The organism is Flavobacterium psychrotrophum (genome assembly GCF_003403075.1).
In the GTDB taxonomy this organism is placed as follows: Bacteria; Bacteroidota; Bacteroidia; order Flavobacteriales; family Flavobacteriaceae; genus Flavobacterium; species Flavobacterium psychrotrophum.
On the sequence record NZ_CP031557.1, the window covers coordinates 2579770 to 2605303 of the forward strand.

General features: G+C 41.8%; 15 protein-coding genes. 13 read left to right on the plus strand and 2 right to left on the minus strand.

The features are described from left to right. From DYH63_RS11130 to DYH63_RS11140, 3 genes are all read left to right on the plus strand, one after another. On the plus strand, nt 1-216 hold the full coding sequence (locus tag DYH63_RS11130) for a hypothetical protein (RefSeq protein WP_369692776.1): 216 nt from the start codon (nt 1-3) through the stop codon (nt 214-216). A gap of 75 nt (nt 217-291) precedes the next feature. After that, nucleotides 292-2073 carry a choice-of-anchor L domain-containing protein gene (locus tag DYH63_RS11135; RefSeq protein ID WP_116788877.1) on the plus strand — a complete coding sequence of 594 codons (1782 nt, stop codon included), beginning with the start codon at nt 292-294 and terminating at the stop codon, nt 2071-2073. A 77-nt stretch (nt 2074-2150) separates the two neighbouring features. Further along, the gene (locus DYH63_RS11140; protein WP_162926999.1) at nt 2151-2606 is read left to right on the plus strand and encodes a T9SS type B sorting domain-containing protein; all 456 of its coding nucleotides are present in this window, start codon (nt 2151-2153) and stop codon (nt 2604-2606) included. 295 nt (nt 2607-2901) lie between these two features. Here the strand turns inward: DYH63_RS11140 and DYH63_RS11145 are convergent, their stop codons facing one another. Further along, nucleotides 2902-3849, minus strand: coding sequence for a phosphoribosylaminoimidazolesuccinocarboxamide synthase (locus DYH63_RS11145; protein WP_116788879.1), 948 nt, complete (start codon nt 3847-3849; stop codon nt 2902-2904). Nucleotides 3850-4739: 890 nt separating this feature from the next. Beyond that, entirely contained in the window at nt 4740-5687 is a 948-nt protein-coding gene (locus DYH63_RS11155) for a PhoH family protein (RefSeq protein ID WP_116788881.1), read from the minus strand. 102 nt (nt 5688-5789) lie between these two features. Between DYH63_RS11155 and DYH63_RS11160 the strand changes: the two genes are divergently transcribed. From DYH63_RS11160 to DYH63_RS11205, 10 genes are all read left to right on the plus strand, one after another. Continuing rightward, a complete protein-coding gene (locus tag DYH63_RS11160) occupies nt 5790-6623 on the plus strand; it encodes an SAM hydrolase/SAM-dependent halogenase family protein (protein ID WP_116788882.1) in 834 nt (277 codons plus the stop codon). Nucleotides 6624-6689: 66 nt separating this feature from the next. Beyond that, nucleotides 6690-6986 carry a putative quinol monooxygenase gene (locus DYH63_RS11165; protein ID WP_116788883.1) on the plus strand — a complete coding sequence of 99 codons (297 nt, stop codon included), beginning with the start codon at nt 6690-6692 and terminating at the stop codon, nt 6984-6986. Between the two features lie 102 nt (nt 6987-7088). Further along, complete coding sequence (gene gldF, locus DYH63_RS11170) at nt 7089-7814, plus strand: gliding motility-associated ABC transporter permease subunit GldF (RefSeq protein ID WP_116788884.1); 726 nt, start codon at nt 7089-7091, stop codon at nt 7812-7814. Then, on the plus strand, nt 7814-9625 hold the full coding sequence (gene gldG / locus DYH63_RS11175; RefSeq protein WP_240408976.1) for a gliding motility-associated ABC transporter substrate-binding protein GldG: 1812 nt from the start codon (nt 7814-7816) through the stop codon (nt 9623-9625). Before gldF ends, gldG begins: the two co-directional genes overlap by 1 nt. Nucleotides 9626-9713: 88 nt before the next feature. After that, entirely contained in the window at nt 9714-10832 is a 1119-nt protein-coding gene (gene dnaN, locus DYH63_RS11180) for a DNA polymerase III subunit beta (RefSeq protein WP_116788886.1), read from the plus strand. Nucleotides 10833-11060: 228 nt separating this feature from the next. Beyond that, nucleotides 11061-17135, plus strand: a complete 6075-nt coding sequence (locus DYH63_RS11185; RefSeq protein ID WP_116788887.1) for an Ig-like domain-containing protein — start codon at nt 11061-11063, stop codon at nt 17133-17135. A 165-nt stretch (nt 17136-17300) separates the two neighbouring features. After that, nucleotides 17301-21260 (plus strand): T9SS type B sorting domain-containing protein, encoded by a 3960-nt coding sequence (locus DYH63_RS11190; protein ID WP_116788888.1) that lies wholly within the window; start codon nt 17301-17303, stop codon nt 21258-21260. A gap of 99 nt (nt 21261-21359) precedes the next feature. Then, entirely contained in the window at nt 21360-22634 is a 1275-nt protein-coding gene (locus tag DYH63_RS11195; protein WP_116788889.1) for an acetyl-CoA C-acetyltransferase, read from the plus strand. An 8-nt stretch (nt 22635-22642) separates the two neighbouring features. Further along, entirely contained in the window at nt 22643-23170 is a 528-nt protein-coding gene (locus DYH63_RS11200) for a DUF4269 domain-containing protein (protein WP_116788890.1), read from the plus strand. 156 nt (nt 23171-23326) lie between these two features. Further along, nucleotides 23327-25510 (plus strand): bifunctional alpha,alpha-trehalose-phosphate synthase (UDP-forming)/trehalose-phosphatase, encoded by a 2184-nt coding sequence (locus DYH63_RS11205; RefSeq protein ID WP_162927000.1) that lies wholly within the window; start codon nt 23327-23329, stop codon nt 25508-25510. The last annotated feature ends 24 nt before the right edge of the window (nt 25511-25534 follow it).

Sequence of the window (25534 nt, forward strand, 5' to 3'; positions counted from 1 at the left end):
ATGATGATCTACGTATTCAAAACTTCGGTAAAAACCAAAAAGGACAGCCTGAGGTTAAAACCCCTGCTAAATGAAGCCCTGTCTATCGCAAAATGGAATTTTGACCTTGAAGACTGCGATAAAATTTTACGAATAGATAGCCCAACATGCATCATTAAGGCTATAGTAAAGCTATTAAACAATAATGGCTTTGAATGTGAAGAACTGAAAGATTAGGTGCTTTGTTAATAATTTTTTAACATTCCCTGATTGCCTTAATACGCTGCCTTTTATAGTATCTTTGCAGCCGCAATGAATACATACACAGCATATTTCAGGTTACTCTTTTTTCTACTGTTAACCTCAGCAGCATCAGCACAATACATACGTGTAGACGACACCTACACGGCACAGCAATTAATACAAAATGTTTTACTTAATAACCAGTGTGCAGCAGTAAGTAATATATCTGTATCTGGGGGCAATTTTGCATCGGGGTCGCAAAGCTATGGTTATTTTAATGGTAATGGCAGTACTTTTCCGTTTCAGGATGGCGTAATATTAAGCACTGGCCGTGCAGTAAGGGCTGTAGGGCCTAACACATCGTTACTTGATGATGGTAATAATATGGACTGGAATGGCGATACTGACCTGGAGCAGGCACTAGATATTAATAATTCGACAAACGCAACGGTACTGGAATTTGATTTTGTACCGCTTGCCAGCCATATAAGTTTTAAGTATATGCTTAGCAGCGAAGAATATCATGACGATGCACCATGCAGATATTCAGATGGTTTTGCTTTCTTATTAAGGGAAGCTGGCACTACTAACCCATACACTAACCTGGCTGTTATACCCGGCAGTACTATTCCGGTAAAGGTTACATCGGTACACCCACGTATAAATACACCTAATGGATGTGAAGAGCAAAACGAAGAATATTTCGGTGCTTTTAACGGAAGAGAGCATCCTACAAATTTTAACGGACAGACAAAGGTAATGACTGCCGAAGCTACCGTAGTTCCCGGCACCAGCTACCACATTAAACTGGTAATTGCAGATGAAACCAACTACCGTTATGATTCAGCCATATTTTTAGGCGGAGGTAGTTTTAACGCCTCAACTTACTTAGGGCCTGACAGACTTTTTGCTACTAACAATCCGCTTTGCAACGGCGAAGCTTTTTCTATGGATGGCACAACCGCTACTGCTACAACCTATCAGTGGTACAAAGACAACACAGCCATAACCGGAGCTACAAACCCCGTTTATGTTGCCAGAGATGCAGGCACGTATACCGTTGACGTAAAATTTACCGCGACCTGTTCTGCAAAAGGTTCTGTAAAGTTAGAATATGCTGCACCCCTTACCTTTAGCACCTATACACTACTGCAATGCGATGACGATGCAGACGGGCTTACGGCATATAACCTTGCAGCAGCAGGAGAACTTGCCAAAAATGGAGATACTACTCTACAGGCCGATGCTTATTTTACAACATTAGCCGATGCACAGGCCAATACAAATGCAATTACGGTAATTAACCCGTACTATAATACCACACCAAACCAGCCTGTTTACATCAGGATCCAAAACCAATATGGTTGCAGTGCCATTGCTACAGTAAATCTTAGTACGTCTAATAATATTGTAACCAATCCTGCACCACATGGTGAGTGCGACGTAGACGGTACCGATGATGGTTTTTATAGTTTTAATCTTAACACATTGTTCGACAACCAGATACTTGCAAGTCTTCCCGCAGGCACACAAGTTACCTACTACCCTGCATATAACGATGCGCTAACGTTTAGCAATGTCATTACAAATTCGCAGGCATATGCAAACACAACTGCTTACGCACAAAACATTTATGCGCGCGTAAGCCAGGGAAGCGACTGTTATGGTATAGCCACGGTACAACTGTTGGTATATTCTTTTGGGACGAGCCTTACAAATGAAAATATTACACTTTGCGCAGGCAGCAACATTACACTTGATGGAGGCAGCTTTAGTACCTATTCCTGGGATACCACACCAATACAAACTACACGCCAGATAACTGTAGATACCCGGGCACATATACTGTAACCGTTACTAATGCGCAGGGATGCAGTGGCAGCAAAACCTTTACCGTAAGTCTTTCCGGAGCAGCAACAGGCGCAACTGTGGATATTACCGATTTTAAAGGTGGAGAGAACAGCTTTACCATAACGCCACAAGGTGCTGGTAAGTATGAATATTCTATAGATGGAATTAATTACCAAACAGAAAATACGTTCACGAGCCTTGAAACGGGCGAATATTTTATATACATAAGAGATATTAATGGTTGTAGCCCGGTTTACAGGAAAAGGGTTTATGTACTTGATTATCCTAAATTCTTTACTCCTAACGGCGATGGTAAAAACGAAACCTGGCGCATACCTTATTTATCAAGCCGCCCCGGTGCTAACGTAATTATATACGACCGCTTTGGTAAGCTGATAACGTCATTTTATGGCAACGCTCCGGGATGGGATGGTACGTTAAATGGTTACCGCCTGCCTGCTACAGATTACTGGTTTGTAATTAACTTAGAAAATGGGCGTGTGATACGCGGGCATTTTGCATTGATAAGATAACTCTACAATATAAAATTTCACCACAAGGTCCACCAAGATTTCCACGAAGTTCACAACGTAAACCGCCTTAGCGGAAGGATACAAAGCTTTATGGTCTTTGGAGTATACCTACTATTTTCATTAAGCTTTGTGGTCTTAGTGAAAATCTTGGCGGACTTTGTGGTAAATATACCAGCAAGCCTCATCTTAGCCCTTCTATTTAATCACATAAATTGAAATCAATACCTTTTATCCAAAACAAAAAACCGTCTAAAAATTGCTTTTTAGACGGCTTACTATAGTATTAAAAAAGCGACTATTTATTTAAAAAAGCCACCACGTTTGTATTAATACGTTCGTTGATATTAGTAATATCTGCCTTACTGAACTTCTCACCTATGATGTTCTCATAAAGCTCGATATAACGTTCAGAAACACTTTCAATATATTCGTCTGTCATTTCAGGTATCTGCTGGCCTTCTTTACCCTGGAAACCATTTTCGATCAGCCACCTGCGCACAAACTCTTTACTCAGTTGCTTTTGCTCTTCACCTTTATTCTGGCGCTCCTGATAACCATCGGCATAAAAATAGCGTGAAGAATCGGGCGTGTGTATCTCGTCAATAAGTACGATCTTACCATCTTTAGTCCTGCCAAATTCATATTTGGTATCAACCAGTATCAGTCCGCGTGAAGCCGCGATCTCAGTACCACGCTGAAATAAGGCACGGGTATATTTTTCGAGTACTAAATAATCTTCTTCGCTAACAATACCCTGTGTAAGGATAGCCTCACGGCTTATGTCCATATCGTGTTCGCCATTATCAGCCTTAGTAGTAGGCGTAATAATAGGCGACGGAAATTTATCGTTCTCTTTAAGGCCTTCTACAAGTTCCACTCCACAAAGCACACGTTTGCCGGCAGCATATTCGCGTGCAGCGTGGCCGCTAAGGTATCCGCGAATAACCATCTCTACCTTAAAAGGCTCGCAAAGCTGGCCTACGGCAACGTTAGGGTCTGGTGTATCAATAAGCCAGTTAGGCACGATATCTTCTGTAAGGCGCATAAATTTAGTTGCGATCTGGTTTAGTATCTGCCCTTTATAAGGAATACCTTTTGGCATAACCACATCAAAAGCACTAAGCCTGTCTGTAGCCACCATAACCAGCAATTCATCGTTTATAGCATATACTTCGCGCACCTTACCGCGATATACGGATTTTTGGCCGGGAAAATTAAAATCGGTACTTGTGATGGTATTCATCGTAGTGTTGTTGTTTATGTTGAAGATGCAAAAATAACAAAGTTATTTAATGTTAGCTTTTTTATTATGAAAGCGAGATACAATTAAATTTTCATACTTGAAATACAGCTTAATAAATCTTGCATATATTTGACTTAGCAACCACCAACTAAATTTTAATGGATATAACATATATACTTTACCTGATTACATTTTTAGCATTCCCGATAATTTCTATTATAGTTTCATCCTACATAAAACCTGTGTGGTATCTGAGAAAGTATTTAAAATGGATTATAGTATTTTTTATAATCCATAATATTTTATTTCTTTTAGGTTTCTCATTAAAAGGTGATTATTCTGACTACTTTATATTCTCATCCGAATATTTTCTTTTTTGTTTATTGGCATCAATGCTACGTAGATCTAAACAATCAAACTTGAAACCGATAGGCACAACTGGTACCGTGATAATGATTTTAGGATTTCTGCAGGCTATACCCGGAATACTTTTTTTTATTATATCGGCTCAGAATTACGAGACCGACAAAATATATCTTTTCTCATCCGAAAACAATGTATATCAGACCCGAAGATATAGCTGTGGTTTTGTAACGTTCGAAGACATAACGTACACATTTGAAACATATAATTCATTCAAATACCTACCGTTTGAACATCTTATAGACAAAACTGTTTTTTCTTCGTCAAAGACTGAAATTAATTTTTATGATGAAAATTTTAAGATAAAAATTATAAATTCCAATCAAAAACAAACTTTAGAATTCTCATCAGGAAATGGGAAGAAGTTTTTAAAAGTTCTTGATTAAAAAAACACCTGACAAGTTTAAAAACCTGTCAGGTATAATTAACTTTATAAACTTTTGATTTTACAACTTTATAACCCGGAGTTACCCCTGGTGCTCAATTCTCTTATAGGCCTCAATAACTTTTTTCACAAGGCGGTGGCGCACCACATCCTTATCATCAAGATAAATAATGCCTATGCCATCTACATCCTTAAGTATCAGCAAGGCTTCTTTAAGGCCGCTCATGGTACTGCGTGGCAAGTCGATCTGGCCGGGGTCACCGGTTATCATAAACTTGGCACTCTTACCCATACGGGTAAGGAACATCTTCATTTGGGAGTGTGTCGTGTTTTGCGCCTCATCGAGTATTACAAAAGCATTATCAAGCGTACGCCCACGCATAAATGCCAGCGGCGCTATTTGTATAATACCTTTCAAAATGTAATCTTCCAGCGTTTGTGGTGGCAGCATATCGCGCAGGGCATCATATAGCGGTTGCATATACGGGTCCAGCTTCTCTTTCATGTCTCCCGGTAAAAAGCCAAGGTTCTCCCCTGCCTCTACCGCGGGGCGTGTAAGTATAATGCGTTTAACCTGTTTTTCTTTAAGCGCCTTTACGGCCAGCGCCACACCTGTGTAGGTTTTACCTGTACCGGCAGGCCCTATGGCAAATACCATATCGTTTTTAAACATGGTGTCTACCAGTAGCTGCTGGTTTGGTGTCATGGCTTTTATAAGCTTTCCACCAATGCCGTGCACCAGTATCTTATCGCTGGGGTTCATGTGTTCTGTAACACTGTCGCCCTGTATAACACGCTCTATAACATTGTCGTCTATATTGTTGTAGCGGCTAAAATGGTGCATCAGCCTTTTAAAGCGTTTTTCAAATTCATCAAGCAGCTCTTTTTCACCAAAAGCCTTTAGCGTGGTACCACGGGCTACTATCTTTAGTTTCGGATAATACTTCTTAATGGTTTCCAGGTGGCTGTCCTGTGCGCCCCAAAAATCTTTGGGTGCTATGTCGGTTAGTTCAATGATCCTTTCGTTCAAGCAAGTAAGTTTTAATGTGAATATATCGCTATATTATTAGTAGCTTTGCATTCAAATTTAGTGAAATTTTAGTCGCGGATTTTAAAAGTTTTGCACAATTTTATGTCAATAATTACCCTCACAACCGATTTTGGACTTTGCGACCACTTTGTGGGTGCGCTAAAGGGCAAGCTGATTTCGGGCTGTGCAGATGCTACAATTATCGACATATCGCACAATGTAGATTTATTTAATATTCCGCAGGCCAGTTACATAATAAGTGCAGCATGGCGTAGCTTTCCGGCAGGCACAGTACACCTTATTGCTGTTGATGCAGAGCTAAGTGCAGAGAACCGTCATATTGCCATTTTATGGAATGGTCATTACTTTATAGGTGCCGATAATGGCATATTAACCCTGCTAACCGAAAACATACTCCCTGAAAAGATAGTAGAAATAAACATACACGACCGCCTGCCCGAAGGCAGCAGCGCTATGGATGTTTTTGCCACAGTAGCCTGCCATCTAACTAAAGGCGGCACGCTTAACGTTATTGGCAAAGAAATTACTACAGGCCTTAAACCCATGCTGGAGATGCACCCTGTTGTGGCAGGCGATAAAAACACCGTAAAAGGCAACGTTATATATATTGACCACTTTGGCAACTGTGTTACCAACATCAGTAAAAAGCTGATAAAAGAAGTAGCAAAAGGCAGGGATTTTGAAATAACCTTTGGGACCAAAGGGCATATTAAAGCGCTTAAAGAAAGTTATTCTGATTTTACACTAAATGAACGTTTCTCCCTAAAGGATTATGAGGGCGAAAAACTGGCACTTTACAATGAGGCCGGTTACCTCGAAATAGCTATTTTCCGGAGTAACCCGCACACGGTAGGATCGGCTAAAACACTACTGGGCTTAAATTACAGGGATGTGGTGACTGTGGTATTTAAATAATTGAAAAAAATAAAGATTGAAAAATGTGAGGTGCAGACATTTGCCCCCAACTGAATAAATTAATGTATGTTTGTACGCATTGTAAAAATGGTGTTTATTGAAGAGCACGTAAGCGCTTTCCTTCAGAACTTTAATAATGTAAAAGAGGACATAAGAAATGTGCCCGGTTGCCGTTTACTGGAATTATACCGTGACAAAGATAACCCACAGGTGTTTTTTACCTACAGTTACTGGGAGCGTGAAGGAGACCTTGAAAACTATCGCAATTCTGAGCTTTTTAAAGGTGTGTGGGCCATTACAAAACCACTGTTTGCACAAAAGGCTGAAGCATGGAGTGTAGATAAACTGGTAAGCCTTGAGTAAATTACCGGATTTTTAGATTTAGAAATCAATTATTAATTTGTAAAACGAGATTCCTCCTTCGTCGGAATGACAAAGCAGAACTTTAAAACTTTTGACTAATAAATGAAAGCATTATTGCTACGAGAGATCAAGTCCTTCTTTGGGTCGCCCATAGGGTATCTGGTCATAGCCCTGTTTTTATTGCTCAACGGCCTTTTCCTTTGGGTATTCGATTACGGCTTTAATATACTGAACAGTGGTTTTGCCGATATGGCACCTTTCTTTACCCTGTCTCCCTGGATCCTTATTTTCCTGATTCCCGCGGTAACCATGCGCTCTTTTTCTGACGAAAAGAAACAAGGCACGCTGGAGTTACTCTTTACAAAACCACTCAGCACCTGGGAAATTGTAAATGGTAAATTCTTTGGAGCCTTTGTACTTATCTTATTGGCACTTATACCTACTGTAATATATGTATTTGTAATATCGTGGCTTGGAAGCCCTCAGGGTAATATTGATATGGGCAGTACACTGGGCTCTTACTTTGGCCTATTATTCCTTATAGCAGGCTACACCGCCATTGGAGTGTTTACCTCTACCCTTTCAGATAACCAGATCGTTGCCTTTATATCTGCCATGTTCCTGTGCTTTTTATTTTATTTTGGTTTTGAAGGCCTTGCATCATTTGCAGGCGCCTTTGGCACACAGGTATCAAAACTAGGCATGGATTACCATTTTAAAAGCATGAGCCGCGGCGTTATAGACACGCGCGACGTTATTTATTTTGCCAGTATTGCAATACTGTTCCTTTCGTTAACCGTTTACAAACTTAAATCGCTTAAATGGTAATGGAAACAGCAAAACAACGCAGTAGAAAACAGCTTATCATTACCATAGTGGCATTGGTAGCGCTAAATATAGCAGGGGCATTTATATTTAAACGCCTCGACCTTACTAAAGACAAACGTTACACCCTTTCTGACACATCGCTAAACCTTATAGCATCGGTTAATGAACCCCTGTATATAGATGTTTTTCTTGAAGGCGATTTTCCCGGAGAGTTTAAACGCCTGCAGGACGAAACCAGCCAGTTGCTACAGGAATTCTCAGCATATAATACCGATGTAAAGTTCAACTTCTTTAACCCAATGGATAAGTCAGAGAGTGCCGCCGCTACCAAGCGCGACCTTATCTACACCATTTTTAAAATGGATAATCCGTCTATTCCCGCTAAGGATGATGCCGAGGTTAGAAAAAGCATTGATGGCATATCTGACATTGACAAAGCCATATTCGACACCTTTAACGGTAGCGGAATGAAGCCCGCCAGCGTTAGCGTAAACGATAAGGGCAAGCAAAGCGAAACCCTTATCTTTCCGTGGGCTATTGCAACATACAAAGGTAAGACGGTAAAAATTCCGCTTTTAAGAAATATGCGTGGTGCCAATACAGCCGAAAAAGTAGAAGTATCTGTGCAGCACCTGGAATATGCTTTTGCAGAAGCATTTGACAGATTAACCCGCGACAAGCAAAAAAGAATAGTAGTTATACAGGGTAATGGAGAATTGCCTGCACGCTATATGGGCAGTTTCCTTAAACAGCTTCGCGAAAGTTACCACCTTGGCCCATTTACGCTTGATTCTGTTGCTAAAAATCCACAGCAAACCCTTAAAGAGCTCCAAAAGTATGACCTTGCCATAATTGCCAAACCTACCGAGCGATTTACCGAAGAAGAAAAGCAAGTACTGGACCAGTACATTGTAAACGGCGGTAAAACCCTTTGGATGGTAGACGCTGTACAGGCCGAAATGGATAGCCTGTATAATGAAACAGGATCTACACCCGCCATAGCACGCGACCTTAATATTAATGATATGCTATTTAAATATGGTGTGCGCATAAATCCTGACCTTATTCAGGATGAAATGAGCACTAATATTAAACTGGCATCGGGCGCACAGGGTAATAATACACAGTATCAATTATACCCCTGGAGGCTATCGCCTTTTATTTACCCTGATTCGGTAAACCAAAACCCGATAGTGCGTAACCTTGGTGGTATTAAAATGGAGCTTGCCAGCCCAATGGATACCCTTAAGAACGGCATTAAAAAGAACGTTTTACTGGCATCATCACGCTACTCTAAAAAAGTAGGTACACCGGTAGCCATACGCCTTGATATGGTTGCAGAAGAAACTACCCCTAAAGATTATCCGGTTCCTGGCTTTATGCCTGTGGCGGTGTTATTAGAAGGCAGTTTCCACAGTATGTATGAAAACCGCGTACTGCCTTTTAAAGACCCTGCTTATAAAACAGTAGGCAAACCGGGTAAAATGATCGTGATATCTGATGGTGACATTGCCAAAAACCAGTTCGACAAAAACGGACAGCCGCTGGAACTGGGTTATGACAAGTGGACTGAGGAGTTTTTTGAGAACAAAGATTTTATGCTGAACTGTGTAAACTACCTGCTTGATGACAACGGACTTATTAACATACGCAGCAAAGATGTGAACCTGCCAATGCTTAATACAGAAAAAGTGTATGACAACTACACTACAGCACAAATTGTTACCATAGGCCTCCCACTTGTACTATTGGCTATATTTGGCTTCCTGTTTACCTGGCTGCGCAAAAAAAAGTACAGCAAGGCAGCTTAACTGTTAATAAAAAAGTTTCGGTTTTAGATAGCTTTACGATATATTTGCTACCGTTTGTGGCTAGCACAAACCAATAAATAAAATTAAGATGAAATTTATAGTATCGAGTACATATTTGCTAAAACAGCTACAGGTGCTTAGCGGCGTTATAAACAGCAGCAACACCCTGCCTATTTTAGACAACTTTTTATTTGAACTGAACAATACAGAGCTTAAGGTATCTGCCTCAGATCTTGAAACTACAATGTCTGCCGTACTGGAAATAGATTCAGAAAGTGTGGGCAGTGTAGCGGTACCTGCAAAGCTACTTCTTGAAACGCTAAAAACATTTCCTGAGCAACCTCTTGCTTTTACTGTAGAAGATAACAGTACAGTAGAAATAAGCTCCAACTCGGGTAAATATGCGCTGGCTTATGCAGCCGGCGATGAATTTCCTAAAGCTGTAGCACTGGAAGATCCATCGTCTACCCTTGTACCTGCAGAGGTGCTGGCTACCGCAATAAGCAAAACTATTTTTGCAGCCGGTAATGACGATCTTCGTCCGGTAATGTCGGGTGTGTTTTTCCAGTTTTCTCCTCAGGGGTTAACGTTTGTTGCTACAGATGCGCACAAGCTTGTTAAATATGCACGTACAGACGTTCATGCCTCTCAGGTGGCTGATTTTATCATGCCTAAGAAGCCTCTTAACATATTAAAAGGTATCCTTGCCACATCAAATTCAGAAGTTACTATTGAGTATAATGATGCCAATGCAACTTTTTCTTTTGATAACTATGTGTTAACCTGTCGCCTTATAGATGGTAAATACCCTAACTACGAAGCGGTAATTCCAAAAGAAAACCCTAATAAATTGATGATAAGCCGCAGCCAGTTTTTTGGTTCGGTACGTCGTGTGGCTATTTTCTCTAACAAAACCACACACCAGATACGCCTTAAGATAGCAGGTACAGAATTAAACATTTCTGCTGAAGATATTGATTATTCTAATAAGGCAGAAGAAAGGCTAACATGCGACTATCAGGGCGATGATATGCAGATAGGTTTTAACTCGCGTTTTCTTACAGAAATGCTTACAAACCTGCAAAGTGATGAGATAATGCTCGAAATGTCGCTGCCTAACCGTGCAGGTATCCTTACACCTGTTGACGGACTTGACGAAGGTGAAACTGTTACAATGCTGGTAATGCCAGTAATGCTAAACAGCTAGATTACGCTTTTTAACTAACCCTTAATACCCTTGCCCCGAGATGTAAAAAACATTTCGGGGCATTTTTGTTATGCCGGGCAACAAAGTTACCTAAGAGTTAAGAAAAATGTAACTTTAAGAACTGATTTTGTTTTTTTATGTTAAAGACCTAATTTTTTATTAAAATACATTCGCCGTATAAGCACAATTTTGATAATTTTAGGAACTTAAAATCATATAACTTTTCTTATGAAAAAAATTACGTTAATTTTCATGTTACTTCTCTCCCTGAACAGCTTTGCACAGCTGGCTCTGGAAGGATTTGAAGGCACATGGACACCCCTATCGGGCACACAGGGCAATGCCGGGCCCGCCGGATGGTATATCAGGAACGTTACAGGCCCCATACAGGCTTGGAATGTAACTACCGCAAACGTTTCTTTTGGTACTCGTGCAGCGGCAATTATCCGTGAAAATGCCGGAGCGGCAACTCCTGCTGAAGACTGGCTGATAACGCCATCTTTTAACGTACCGGTAAACGGCCAGCTTAAATTTTACACAAGGCCAAGCGATGCGGTAGAACAAAATACCACATACAAGGTAATGATAGGCACTAACCCTGCAGATGCAACTACTTTTACAGAGTTACAGGCATGGACTGATGGTACCATCAATACTGACCTTACCGTTTATGAACAAAAAGTAGTAAACATCCCTGCTGCGAACAATAACCAACAGCGTTATATTGCTTTTGTGAGAATAGGCAATAATGGCGATACATGGCTTGTAGACGAGGTACAGGTAGTAGGACAGTGTTTTACACCTACTGCACTTACATCAAACGCATCCGGCACCAGTGCAACTCTGGGCTGGACCAGCGCGAATACCGATTTTGAGGTAGAAATACTTACAGGTAATACTCCTATTGGTCCTGCTACGGCTGTAACAGGCACAACTTATACTACACCTGCAACTCTTACACCATCTACTCCTTACCAGTATAGGGTAAGAGCAGTTTGTGGCCCTGGTAATTATAGTGCATGGACAGACCTTGCCAGTTTTACCACGTCGCAAATTCCTGCTACAATGAACCTGACAGATGGTTTTGAAGATGGTTTAAAATGGACATTCGTAAACGGTACACAGGTAAACAACTGGGCACTTGGTACAGGCACTGCTAATGGTGGTACACACTCTTTATATGTATCTAATGATGGTGGTGTTACAAATGCTTACACAAACAGCTCTGCTTCAGTAGTACAAGCCTACCGCGACATCCAAATGCCGGAAAGTGTAGATCAATTACTATTATCTTTTGATTGGAAAGCACTTGGAGAAGTTTGCTGTGATTATTTAAGAGTATATTTTGTACCTGCAACAGTAACACCTGTAGCCGGGACACAATTACCAACTGCTCCTGCCGAGGGTATAAATATAACTACTACTGCCGGTGGAACTAATTTTAATAATCAGGCAAACTGGTCAGTTACACCTGAAACCAGGACTATTAATGCTGCTGCTTATGCCGGCAGGGTTATGAGGCTTATCTTTGAATGGCGCAATGATGGCGACACAGGTAATCCGCCACCTGCAGCAATTGACAATGTAAACCTTTCGATTATTACATGTCCTGCTCCTACAAACCTTGTTTTAGCAAACATTAATCAAAACAGCGCTTCTTTTACATGGACAGCCCCATCATCTGTAACACCTACTTATGATTTTTACTTCTCTCCTGTAAATACCGCACCTACTGCAAGCACTTCGCCTACTGCTAACATACCTACTGCATCGCTTAACCTGCCAGGCCTGCAAACAAGTACTACTTATTATATATGGGTACGTGCTAATTGTGGTACCGGAGATACAAGTACATGGGTAGGGCCGCTAGCCTTTACAACTACTCAGGTTCCCGGAACACTTACTTATGCCCAGGATTTTGAAGGTACACATGGCTTTGGCTATGTAAACGGAACATCTGTTAACAAATGGGTTGTAGGTACTGCAGCTTTTAACGGCGGCACAAAAGCATTATACATTAGTAATGACAATGGTGTAAGTAATGCTTACAGCAATGTCACCACTACTAATTATGTACATGCATACAGAGATATTGCAATACCAGCCGGAACGGCCGAAGTAAATGTAACTTTTGACTGGAGATCAGTAGGTAATACTGGCGACTACCTGCAGGTTTGGGCAGTGCCATCTACCTTTAACCCTACTACAGGTACCCAGATTACTACACAAAATAGTGGTGGCGTACAAATAGGCGGTAACTTTATCAGCCAGAATACATGGACTACCTATGCAAACACAACTAACGTTGCTGCTTATGCAGGCCGTATGTTCAGGATAATTTTCCAGTGGACAACAAATACTTTTACTTTAAACCAAAGCCCTGCTGCCATAGACAACCTAAACATAAGTGTTGTTACATGTCCTAAGCCAACAGCTCTTGTTGCTGCCCCGGGAAGCACCAGCGCTACGTTAACCTGGACACCACAGGGTACAGAAACGTCTTGGGAAGTTTATGTTGTACCTACAGGAACTGCTGCACCTACAGCAAGCACGATTGGTACGGTAGTAACAACGCCTTCTTACACAGCAACTCCATTAAATGGTAATGCAGCTTATCAATATTACGTAAGGGCAATATGTGGCACCTCTGATAAGAGTATTTGGGCCGGACCATTGTCATTTTCAACTACAATTGCTAACGATAGCTGCGATGGCGCTATGCCATTACCAGTAAATACTACAGATGCCTGTACACAAACAACACCAGTAATATTTACATCGTCTACAGCATCTACTGTGCCTAACTCATCTTGTATGACGGTGGCAAACAGTACAGATATCTGGTACTCATTTGTAGCAACTGATTTCTCTAATGTAATTTCACTTTCAGGATTTACGCTAAATGCAACAAATGGAACTGCACAGAATGTAATAATTTCTGTTTACGAAAATAACTGCGGCGCTATTGGTAGTGCTATTGGATGTAGTAATACAAATTACTTAAGGGCACGTAATCTTACTGTAGGCCAAACCTACCTTGTAAGGCTTTCACTTAACAGTGCGTCGCCTGCGCTTAATACAGCGTTTAACATCTGTATAAACACACCGGTAACTCCAAACAACTCTAACGCTTCAGACTGTCTTGTTAGTACAATAGACTCAAGTTTTGATAATAGGCCTGTTACCAGCGGAGAAGGAAACGTAAATGTTGGACAAAATGCCACACAGGGTTGGAAAACATTCAACACTAATGGCTTTATAGAACTTTGGCCATCTCCTGCGTCATTAGCAAACGGCCTGTCGGCTATCAAACGAAGTGCCTATGAAGGCGAATTTTTTGTAGAATTAAATGCTGACGGAGTATTCCAGACTATTTACCAGGATTTTGATACTCCTGTATCTACAACATTCACTGTAAGTTTTGCGCACAAAGGCCGTTATGGTTCAGATGAGATCCATTTATTAGCGGGTAATGCAAACAGTACTGACCTTACTACTTATACCATGATAAGTAACGTTACGACACCTAATGATGTTCAGAACGCTACAAATGGATGGGTACTTTATGGACAGGCACCAAACGCCACCATTACATATACTGTTCCGGCAGGGCAAACGAAGACAAGATTTGTTTTCCAGTCAGGACCAACTACACCTCCACCTAGTGACCCGAGTGACAGATCGTCTGGTAACCTTCTGGACAGCGTTATTATAAAATCAGACAACAGCATTATTACCTCAAGCCCTGCCGCGGCAGACTGTGTTAACAATGTGGTTCCTGTATCTGCTAAAGGCGTTGGCCACTGGGTAGCACATACTACTAACCCGGGCGCTACCACGATAGCATCTGTAACAGGAAACAATACTACTATTACAGGCTTTACTGTTCCTGGTAACTATGAATATGACTGGGTGACCGATTTTTGTTTGAGCACCCTTGTTATTAATTATGATGCCCCTATTATTGCTGCACCAACGGGTACAGCAGCTTATGACTACTGTGTAGGCGCAACTGCTACTACACTAACAGCTACTGGTACTGCAGGATATACACTACACTGGTATGATGTTGCTACAGGAGGTACAGAACTTACTGCTGCCCCTACTCCATCTACAGCAACTGCCGGCGTTACTACTTACTATGTGAGCCAGTCTACAGGACAATGTTTTGGACCAAGACTTGCCATTACAGTTACTGTAAATGCTGTGCCTAATGCTCCGGTAGTAGTACCAACTGTTACTTACTGCCAGAATGCAACTGCTACAGCGCTTACAGCTACAGCAGACACCGGAAATACACTTACATGGTATGATGTAGCCACAGGTGGTACAGCCCTTACTGCTGCGCCAACACCTTCTACTGCTACAACAGGAGTTACAACGTATTATGTTAGCCAGACTGCTACCGGTAATTGCGAAAGCCCAAGGGCTGCCATTACCGTAACCGTATCGACTCCGGGACCTCAACAGGCTGCGTTTACGCTTCCGGCATCTGTATGTATTGCTGCTGCAACAAATCCTGTGGCTGTACTTGCAACAGGAACCGTAACAGGTGGTACATTTACATCTTCAGACGCTACAAACCTTGTTGTTAATGCAACAACAGGAGAGATAAATCTTGCTGCAAGTACAGCAGGTACTTACACGGTAACCTATACTGTAGCCGGTAGTGTTACAAACTGTAGTTCTCAGGGTACAGATACACAAACTATCGTTCTTACACCGCTTGCTACTCCGGTAACAGGGTTTACTTACGGTACCATATGTGTAGGCAGCGCTAACCAAACGCCAACACTTGCAACAGGTTTCCCTGCAACGGGTGCCTCGTTTACATCATCAGATGCAACAAACCTTGTTGTAAATGCTACAACGGGTGAAATTGATATGACACTTAGCCAGGCCGGTACTTATACCGTTACTGTTAACTTTGCACAGGATGCTGTAAACTGTATCGCTGCTGCTACAAACAGTACATCGGTAACTATTACTCCGCTTGCTACTCCGGTTACAGGATTTAGCTACACTAATGTATGTGCTACTGCTGCAAACCAACTTCCTGCACTTACGACAGGTTTCAACACAGGCGGTACATATGCATCTACCACAGGCCTTGTTTTTGCTAATGCTGCAACAGGTGAGATAAACATTGCTGCGAGTACACCGGGTCTGTATACAATTACATATACATTACTTCAGGATAATGCAAACTGTCTTGCGGGTGGTACTAATACTGCGCAAATAGAAATAACCCCTGCCGCTACACCGGTTACAGGCTTTACTTATACAAATGTATGTGTTACGGCCGCTAACCAGCTTCCTACGCTTGCAACAGGATTCCGTACGGGTGGTGTATTCTCATCAACTACAGGATTAGCCGTTAACGCATCTACAGGCGAAATCAATATTGCAGGAAGTACTCCGGGGGCATATGTTATAACATATACAACAACAGCAGATAATGCTGCTTGTATCGCTGCATCTGTAACTACAGCAAACATCACGATAAGCCCTGCGGTTAATCCGGTAGTGGCATTTGAGTTTGATGCGTCTTACTGTTTTGGTACAGGTAACGTAACGCCAGACCTGGCAACAGGCTTTGTATCTGGTGGTACATTTACGGCTACAGGTGGTATTACCATTAACCCTGCTACAGGAGCATTTTCTCTTGCTAATGCAGCGCCGGGTACTTATAGTGTAACCTATACCATACCTGCTAATCCTGCAAATTGTGATGCAGGCGGAACAAATACTGAAACATTTACAGTAGGTACTGAAATACTGTTTACAATTGACGGTGAATGTAATGGTGCTGCTTATGTACTTACAGCTACACCTGATAGCGGATCTTTTGACCCTGCTACAGTTACTTACCAGTGGAGTACGCCATCAGGCACTCCAATAGGTACAGACAGTGCACAGCTAAATGTAAGCGACTACCTGAGCAGTACTCCTGCCGTGGAAACATTCCCTCTTGATTTTGTACTTACAGTAAATAATAATGGCTGTACTACCCCTGTAACATATACTGTTACTGATATATCTTGCGAAATACAGCGCGGTATATCTCCGGGTGGTTCTGATGGCCTTAACGATTACTTTGACCTTGCCCAGCTTGGTGTTAAAAAGCTTACTATCTTTAACCGTTACGGTGCAGAGGTATATGCTAAAAAGAACTATACCACAGAGTGGGTAGGACAAACTAACGGTGGCGACGAGCTTCCTACCGGAACATACTTCTGGGTAATGGAACGCAACGTAGGCGAAACAAAAACAGGATGGATTTACATCAACAGACACGAATAACTATAACATAGTTTTTATTAAAGCGGCTCCATTGGAGCCGCTTTTTTGTTATATTAACAACAAAACAGGTGATTATTAATAAGTTTTTACAAACACAAATGCTTAATATTAATTTAACTCGAATGGTTTACATACATTTGCAGCCGAATTTTTAATTAAACATCCATGTTAAAAGAATTACGCAAAGGAGCAAAGAGATACGGAAACGTTTTTTTACTGTTGTTCTCACTATTATCAATTCACGTTTCTGCACAAGTAGTGTACTACCACGATTTTGGAACAAGTACCATAAATACGCATCCATATATGGTACCGCCTACAAATTCTGACGCGAGCCTTAGCGGATCTTCATGGACAAATACACCACGAGCAGAGTGGACTGATTTTGCAGGTGCTACCGGAAAAGCGCTTTCACTTAATAACTCGTCAGGCACTCCTGTAGTTACACTTACTTTTAACATTGCACCCCAAAAGCAACTTGATATTACAGGATTTAGTTTCTGGACACAACGTAGCGGCACCGGCGCGCAAGCCTGGACAATGCGTATAAATAACAATGTGGTGGGTAATGGAACGATGCCTACAGGTGGTACTGTAGCAGCTAATCCGGCACTAACAACACCTGTAACCAGCCTTACCGGTACAGTAACTGTTACACTTTCGCTTAGTGGCGCAACAGGTAACGGCACCTGGAGACTGGATGATTTTACCCTTTTTGGGACTGTAACAAATACCTGTACCCCACCGGTTGTGAGTTCGCTTAGCCCAGCTACAGCTCCTGTTGGAACTGTGGTAACTTTAAATGGTAGTGGCTTTGCTACAGGTACTACAGCGGTACTTTTTAACGGCACCCCCGCAACTTCTTACCAGGTAGTTTCAGATACACAAATAAAAGCCATAGTTCCTGCCGGTACTTCGGGTATCGTTAAGGTAACTACAAATAACTGTACAGGAGAATCAACCGGCGCGTTTACATATCTTACAGCTAACTGCCCCGGCATCAGCAATGGCAACGATCTTTTTATATCTGAAGTTTATGATGCAGACCGTGGCGAAGGTGGTGCTATAGAACTTTATAACCCTACAGCTCTTCCTATTAATCTTGCTCAGTACACGCTACGCAAATTTAGAGATGCAAACCCTAACCAGGGAACAGCACCGCTGCAACTGGTAGGAACAGTTCCTCCTGGGGAGGTATACCTTGTAGGTAAGAAAAATAACAACATTGCGGTTTGTGATATAAACAGCTCTGTTGAGCTTGTCGATGGATTTAATGATCTTGATGAATTTGTACTATTAAAGAATGGTGTCGTAATTGATGATGTTATATGTCCTAATCAAACCGGTTTTTCGATGTATCGTAATTTTGATGCCGTAAAACCCAAGGTAACATATTCAGGTGCTGACTGGAATACACTTTTGATTGAAGACTGCGCAGACCTTGGCCGTTATAATATACCTACTACGCCTCAGGCATCATTTACAGCACAACCACAAAACACGGCAATTTGCCATGATGCCACAGCAACATTTACAGCAACGGCTCAGAATGCTACTACAGGATATACCTACCAATGGAAAACCCTTGACAATGGTATTTGGGTAAATGTGGTAAATAACGCTACTTACTCAGGTGCGCAAACAGCTACACTAAATGTAGTTGGCAGTGCGGCTTTAGACGGCAACCAGTATTATCTTGAGGTAACATCTGCTAGCTGTACAATAGTTAGTAACGCCGCGCTATTAACTGTAAACGCTGCTCCTGAAACACCTATAGCTAATGTTGTACAACCTACATGTACTAATCCTGTTGCAACTATTACAATTACTCCTGTTGCAGGTGTTACATATAGTTTTGACAACTTAGCCTTTAATGTAAATAATGAGTTTACAATGGCTACACCGGGCACCTATGCCATAAGTGTAAAGAATGCCGCAGGATGTATTACATCTTCTACTGTTACTGTTGATGCTGTACCAAACGCTCCGGCTACTCCCACAGCAGTCGTTACACAGCCTGACTGTACTAACACAACTGCTACAATTACCATTGATAACACGATTACAGGTCTAACATATAGTTTTGACGGAAGTGCTTTTGGAACCAATAATGTATTTACAACTACTGTAGCCGGTACATACACCATCAGTGTAAAAAATGCTTCGGGATGTACGACATCATCTACTGTTACTGTAGATGCAGCTCCAAATGCCCCTGCAACACCTATAGCAGCGGTTATACAGCCTACATGTACTAACCCAGTGGCTACAATTACCATTGATAACACGGTTACAGGCCTAACATATAGTTTTGACGGCAGTACTTTCGGAACCAGTAATGTATTTACAACTACTGTGGCGGGCACATACACTATCAGTGTGCAGAACGCTGCCGGATGTATTACATCATCTACCATTACTGTAGATGCAGCTCCAAATGCTCCGGCTACTCCATCGGCTATTGTAACACAACCTACCTGTACTAATACTACAGCTACAATAACTATAGACAATACCGTTACCGGACTAACCTATAGTTTTGATGGCAGCGTATACGGAAGCAATAATGTGTTTACTACAACAACTCCGGGTACATACACTATTAGTGTACAAAATACTACCGGATGTATTGCAAGCGCAACAATTACAGTTAATGCTGCTCCAAATGCACCTGCCACTCCATCGGCTATAGTAGCACAGCCTACATGTACAAATCCAACTGCGACTATTACAATAGATAACACCGTTACCGGACTAACATATAGCTTTAACGGCAGCGCTTACGGAACTAATAATGTGTTTACAACTACTGTAGCCGGTACATACGCTATTAGTGTACAAAACGCTGCAGGATGTATTGCAAGCGCAACAGTTACGGTTGATGTTTTACCAAATGCACCTGCAACACCTGTAGCTGTAGTAGCACAACCTAGCTGTACTAATGCTACAGCTACAATAACAATAGATAATACCATTACCGGATTAACATATAGCTTTGACGGAAGTGCTTACGGAACTAATAATGTATTCACAACTACTGTGGCCGGAACATATACTATTAGTGTGCAAAACGCTACAGGATGTATTACTTCATCTACTATAACAGTTAATACTGTACCAAATGCTCCTGCTACTCCAACAGCAGTAGTAACGCAGCCTACATGTACTAATCCTACAGCTACTATTACTATAGATAATACCGTTACCGGATTAACATATAGTTTTGACGGAAGCGCCTATGGAGCTAATAATGTATTCACAACTATTACAGCAGGTACATATACCATTGGCGTGCAAAATGCAGCCGGATGTACTACCTCGTCGACAGTTACGGTTAACGCTGTACCAAATGCACCTGTAACACCTACAGCTACAGTAACACAACCTACCTGTGCTATTGATACCGCTACAATAACCATTGATACTGCAACCGGGCTTACTTATAGCTTTAATGGTAGTGCATATGGTGCAAACAATGTGTTTACAATAGCAGCAGCAGGTACATACACAATTAGCGTGCAAAATGCTGCCGGATGTACATCAAGCAGTACTGTTACTGTAAATGTTGCGCCACAGCTACCTGTAATAAGCCTTGCAGAAGGTTGTATGCCTACAACAAACGGCAGGGAGTTTTTACTGGAACTTATTACTACAGATACTAACCTTGACCTAAATACACTAACCTACGAATGGAAACGTGAAACCACAGGCAGCAGTACAATCGTTTCTACTGATGGCCCGGTGTTTAATGTTTCAGAATATGTTGCAGACAACAACATTACTACATTCCCATTATACTTTACACTTAAGGTAACTACACCGCAGGGATGTACTGCTACTTTTTCGGGAGAAGCAGCAGGTGTGCTTTGCGATATTCCGCGTGGTATTTCGCCGAATGGTGATGGTAAGAACGATGCGTTCGATCTTTCGGGAATGAATGTAAGCAGCATTTCAATCTTTAACCGTTACGGCCTTGAAGTATACAAAAAAGGTGCATATACTAACGAATGGCACGGCCAGACCGATGGCGGACATGACCTGCCTACAGGAACGTATTTCTATGTTGTAAAAACAGGAGAAGGTTCTAAAACCGGATGGGTTTACATCAACAGGGAAATAAGATAATTCCACATAAATTTTCAAAAAAGCTTCGCTAACCGCGGAGCTTTTTTTATGCACTGCGGGTAAAAATAATTTGTAACTTAGTACGAAATTACATCACCCATGTCAGTATCAACTCCCCGTCGCGTAGCCATAATTGGTTATAACCGCATACCGTTTGCAAGGCAATTTACTAACTATGCTACCGCTTCTAACCAGGATATGATGGTGGCTACGCTAAATGGCCTTATAGAAAAATATAACCTTAGCGGAAAGCAACTGGGCGAAGTAGCAGGTGGTGCCGTAATAAAACACAGCTGGGAAATTAACCTCATGCGGGAGTGTGTACTAAATACATCTCTCGACCCTAAAACACCTGCGTGCGACATTCAGCAGGCCTGCAATACGGGGCTTGAAGCTACCATGTACATTGCGAATAAAATTGCGTTGGGGCAAATTGACTGCGGTATAGCCGGAGGTGTAGATTCTACAAGCAATGTGCCATTAGAGTTTAATGAACACATTCGTAAAATACTACTGTCCGTAAGGCGCGAAAAAAGCACATGGAACAAGATTACCAAACTGGCCGGGATAAAGTTTAAGGATTTTAGTCCCGTTGCCCCTGCAAATCTTGAACCCGGCACCGGGCTTTCTATGGGTGGGCATACCGAGTATACCGCTAAATACTATAACATACCTCGTGCAGACCAGGATGCCTACGCGCTAAGCAGCCACCAAAAAATGGCAGCCGCCACAGATCGTGGTTTTTATAAAGACATGGTTTCTCCGTATCTCGGGTTAACGGAAGACAACAACATGCGCCGCGATACCAGCATTGAAAAACTGGCAAAGCTAAAACCCGCATTCGACAGGGAACACGGCTCGCTTACGGCGGGTAACTCCTCCCCGCTTACCGATGGAGCTTCATGCCTGTTACTGGCCAGTGAAGAATGGGCTGCACAAAACAACCTTTCTGTTCTTGCTTATATTACCCATGCTGAGTTAGCCGCCATCGAATACATAGAAAACAAGCATAACCTGCTGTTAGCACCTGTATATGCCGCACCAAAAATGCTGCAAAAAGCAGGGCTTACCCTTCAGGATTTTGATTTTTATGAAATACACGAAGCCTTTGCTGCACAGGTTTTAACATTGCTAAAAATTTGGGAAAGCGGTGAGCTGTCTGCGCAATTTGGCGTTCCGGCATTGGGCAGTATCGACCTGGATAAGCTAAATGTAAATGGCAGCAGCCTGGCTACAGGGCATCCTTTTGCGGCTACTGGTGGCAGGGTTATCGCCACATTGGCAAAACTGCTGAATGAAAAAGGATCAGGACGTGGATTGATATCTGTATGTGCTGCCGGCGGGCAGGGCATGACCATGATACTTGAAAAATAGCATCGGCTTTGGAACAGTTTGACAGCATAGATTATTTAAAGTTGGGACACTTACGCCAGGTTACGGCATATAATGCACTAACCAGGCATAAGGTGATGGAACTTCTCTCCGGGTACACACCATTACTTGCAGGTACCATTCCTATAGGAATTGATGTAGACACCAGCGATCTTGATATTTTATGCTGCTGGCATGATAAGGAAACTTTTATCAATATACTTACAGATTCATTTACAGGTAAGAAAGGTTTTGTTCTGAAAGATTATAGTATTAATGGTGTGCCAACTGTAAAAGCAAACTTTTATATTGACAGTTTTGAGGCAGAGATTTTCGGTCAGAACATTCCGGTAAAAGAGCAATATGGTTATCGGCACATGATCATCGAACATAAAATACTGGAATACAAAGGAATTGAATTTCGTAAAGAGATTATCCGGTTAAAATCACAGGGCATTAAAACCGAGCCCGCTTTTGCAATGCTTTTAGGTTTGGAAGGAAATCCATATGAGGCACTTTTGGACTACAAAACGGGTTAGAATATGGCAAGTATGCTGCTAAATATTTTGGGATATGGCAAAAGGGGCTTAAATATATGTTAAGTAACTTTTTATAAACCCCTGTTCCGTAATGTGTTTTGTAATTTTATGGAAACAGCCCGATTGGGCCTTACTCCCCGGGCGAAATTTATTTTCATGAAAATCATTACTGTTTCTTACAGGTTACCCCTGTCTATTAAAAAACAAAACCGAAAAACGAACATAACACAAAGTGCCGGCGGCCTGGCCACAGCCGTACTATCTTATACTGAGAAAAGCGATAAAAACCTGACATGGGTGGGCGTTGCCGATTTCGAAAAATCTACCTGGGATCATCATAAAGACAGTTTTCCCAAAACCTTTGATGTAGAGCCTGTTTTCCTTGATAAAAAGCTGAATAAGAACTTTTATAATGTTTTTAGTAATTCGGTATTATGGGCGCTGTTTCATTATTTTCCTTCATATGTAGAATATAATGATGAAGCCTTTGAAGCCTATAAAACGGCTAATGCAATAGTTGCCGAAAAGGTAAATGAGCTCTACGAACCCGGCGACATCATCTGGATACATGATTACCACTTCCTGGGGCTTGCCAAATTGGTTAGGGAACAGCATCCGGATGCAAAAATTGGTTACTTCCTGCACATCCCATTCCCTAACTTTGAGATTTTCCGTATACTGCCAAACAAAGTCAAGAAATATATATTAGAAGGCATTTTGGGCGCTAACCTTGCCGGCTTTCACACCTGGGATAACGCCATGCACTTTACCGAATGTGTAGAGAAGATACTGGGCGTTTCGCAACGTAGCTTTATATTTTCTCAGGACAGCCACCGCACCCGTGTGGGCTCCTACCCTATTAGCATCGATTTTGATAAATTTTATGATGCTTACGATAAGCCTGAAGTTGCAACACTTCGTAATGAAATTAAAGACCTGTACCAGGACAAGAAAATCATATTTTCGGTAGACAGGCTCGATTATACCAAGGGCATCAACAACCGCCTCTATGCTTTTGAAAGCTTTTTAGAAAAACATCCGGAATGGAAGGAAAAAGTGGTTTTCCTACTTGTAATTGTACCATCCCGTGAGGAAATAAATAAGTATGGCGAGCGTAAACGCATGATAGAGCATAATGTAGGGCGTATAAATGGAGCTATGGGAAGCTATAAATGGAACCCTGTGGTGTACCAGTACCAATCGGTAGACTTTGACCGTCTCATTGCATTATACAGCAGTGCAGATGTGGCATTGATATCGCCTGTGCGGGATGGTATGAACCTTGTTGCAAAAGAGTATGTTGCAGCACGAAAAGACCAGCGCGGCGTATTAATATTAAGCAGCATGGCAGGCGCAGCAAAAGAGCTTCAGGAAGCCATTACCATAAACCCTTTTGATACCGAGCTTACCGGCGAAAGAATAAATCAGGCATTGCTGATGCCAGAAGAAGACCAGCAACGCCGTATGGAGCGTATGCAGCGCTACATTAAAAAGCACGACGTGTTTTTATGGGCTACTAAGTTCCTTTCGGACACAGAGGAAATGTACAGCCATGATAATAAGGCGGTAGCGCTAAAAGGAAAAGACAAAGAAGAAATACTGCTTAAGTACGAAACTGCTAACAAAAGACTGCTATTACTGGATTTTGACGGTACGCTCGTAAACCTTAAAAGCAGACCTGAACTTGCCGTTCCCGATGATAAATTAAAGAAACTACTGGCTGGCCTGGCTGCCGATCCTAAAAACGAAGTATGGATTGTAAGTGGCCGGGACCGCAACTTTCTGGAGCATCATTTAGGGCACCTTACTTTAGGATTGATTGCCGAACATGGTGGCTGGATAAAACGTGATACCTGGGAACCTGTAATACACGGCACCAACAGCTGGAAGGAACAGGTTATTCGTATTATGGATGAATATACAGATACCAATGCCGAAAGCTTTGTAGAAGAAAAAGAATTTGGCGTGGCATGGCACTACCGCAATGTAGAGCCTAAACAAGGCTTTTTGCTATCGCGGGAATTGCTTAACCTGCTTAAAAACAATATGCAAAATGTACCGGTACAAATAATAGACGGTAACAAGGTGATTGAGGTTAAACATTATATGGCACACAAAGGCACCACCTGCAGAAATAATATACTGTGCGGCGAATATGATTTTGCCATTGCCTTTGGCGATGACAAGACCGACGAAGACCTTTTTGAGCAACTGGAAGGCCCTAATGACTTTTCTGTAAAAGTAGGTCCGGGAAATACATCTGCAAAATACAGGATAGATTCGGTTGAAAAGGTACTTGCGTTTTTAGGTAAGCTGCAAGGTACCACAACAGTAAAATAATGTACCTTTAGGCATTCCAAAGAA

What these genes read in the sequence shown, in the direction of transcription:
- DYH63_RS11165 (WP_116788883.1), top strand. Translation starts at nt 6,690, where the DNA reads ATGTTTGTACGCATTGTAAAAATGGTGTTTATTGAAGAGCACGTAAGC.
- DYH63_RS11190 (WP_116788888.1), top strand. Translation starts at nt 17,301, where the DNA reads ATGTTAAAAGAATTACGCAAAGGAGCAAAGAGATACGGAAACGTTTTT.
- DYH63_RS11205 (WP_162927000.1), top strand. Translation starts at nt 23,327, where the DNA reads ATGAAAATCATTACTGTTTCTTACAGGTTACCCCTGTCTATTAAAAAA.
- gldG (WP_240408976.1), top strand. Translation starts at nt 7,814, where the DNA reads ATGGAAACAGCAAAACAACGCAGTAGAAAACAGCTTATCATTACCATA.
- dnaN (WP_116788886.1), top strand. Translation starts at nt 9,714, where the DNA reads ATGAAATTTATAGTATCGAGTACATATTTGCTAAAACAGCTACAGGTG.
- DYH63_RS11145 (WP_116788879.1), bottom strand. Translation starts at nt 3,849, where the DNA reads ATGAATACCATCACAAGTACCGATTTTAATTTTCCCGGCCAAAAATCC.
- DYH63_RS11185 (WP_116788887.1), top strand. Translation starts at nt 11,061, where the DNA reads ATGAAAAAAATTACGTTAATTTTCATGTTACTTCTCTCCCTGAACAGC.
- DYH63_RS11135 (WP_116788877.1), top strand. Translation starts at nt 292, where the DNA reads ATGAATACATACACAGCATATTTCAGGTTACTCTTTTTTCTACTGTTA.
- DYH63_RS11160 (WP_116788882.1), top strand. Translation starts at nt 5,790, where the DNA reads ATGTCAATAATTACCCTCACAACCGATTTTGGACTTTGCGACCACTTT.
- gldF (WP_116788884.1), top strand. Translation starts at nt 7,089, where the DNA reads ATGAAAGCATTATTGCTACGAGAGATCAAGTCCTTCTTTGGGTCGCCC.
- DYH63_RS11195 (WP_116788889.1), top strand. Translation starts at nt 21,360, where the DNA reads ATGTCAGTATCAACTCCCCGTCGCGTAGCCATAATTGGTTATAACCGC.
- DYH63_RS11130 (WP_369692776.1), top strand. Translation starts at nt 1, where the DNA reads ATGATGATCTACGTATTCAAAACTTCGGTAAAAACCAAAAAGGACAGC.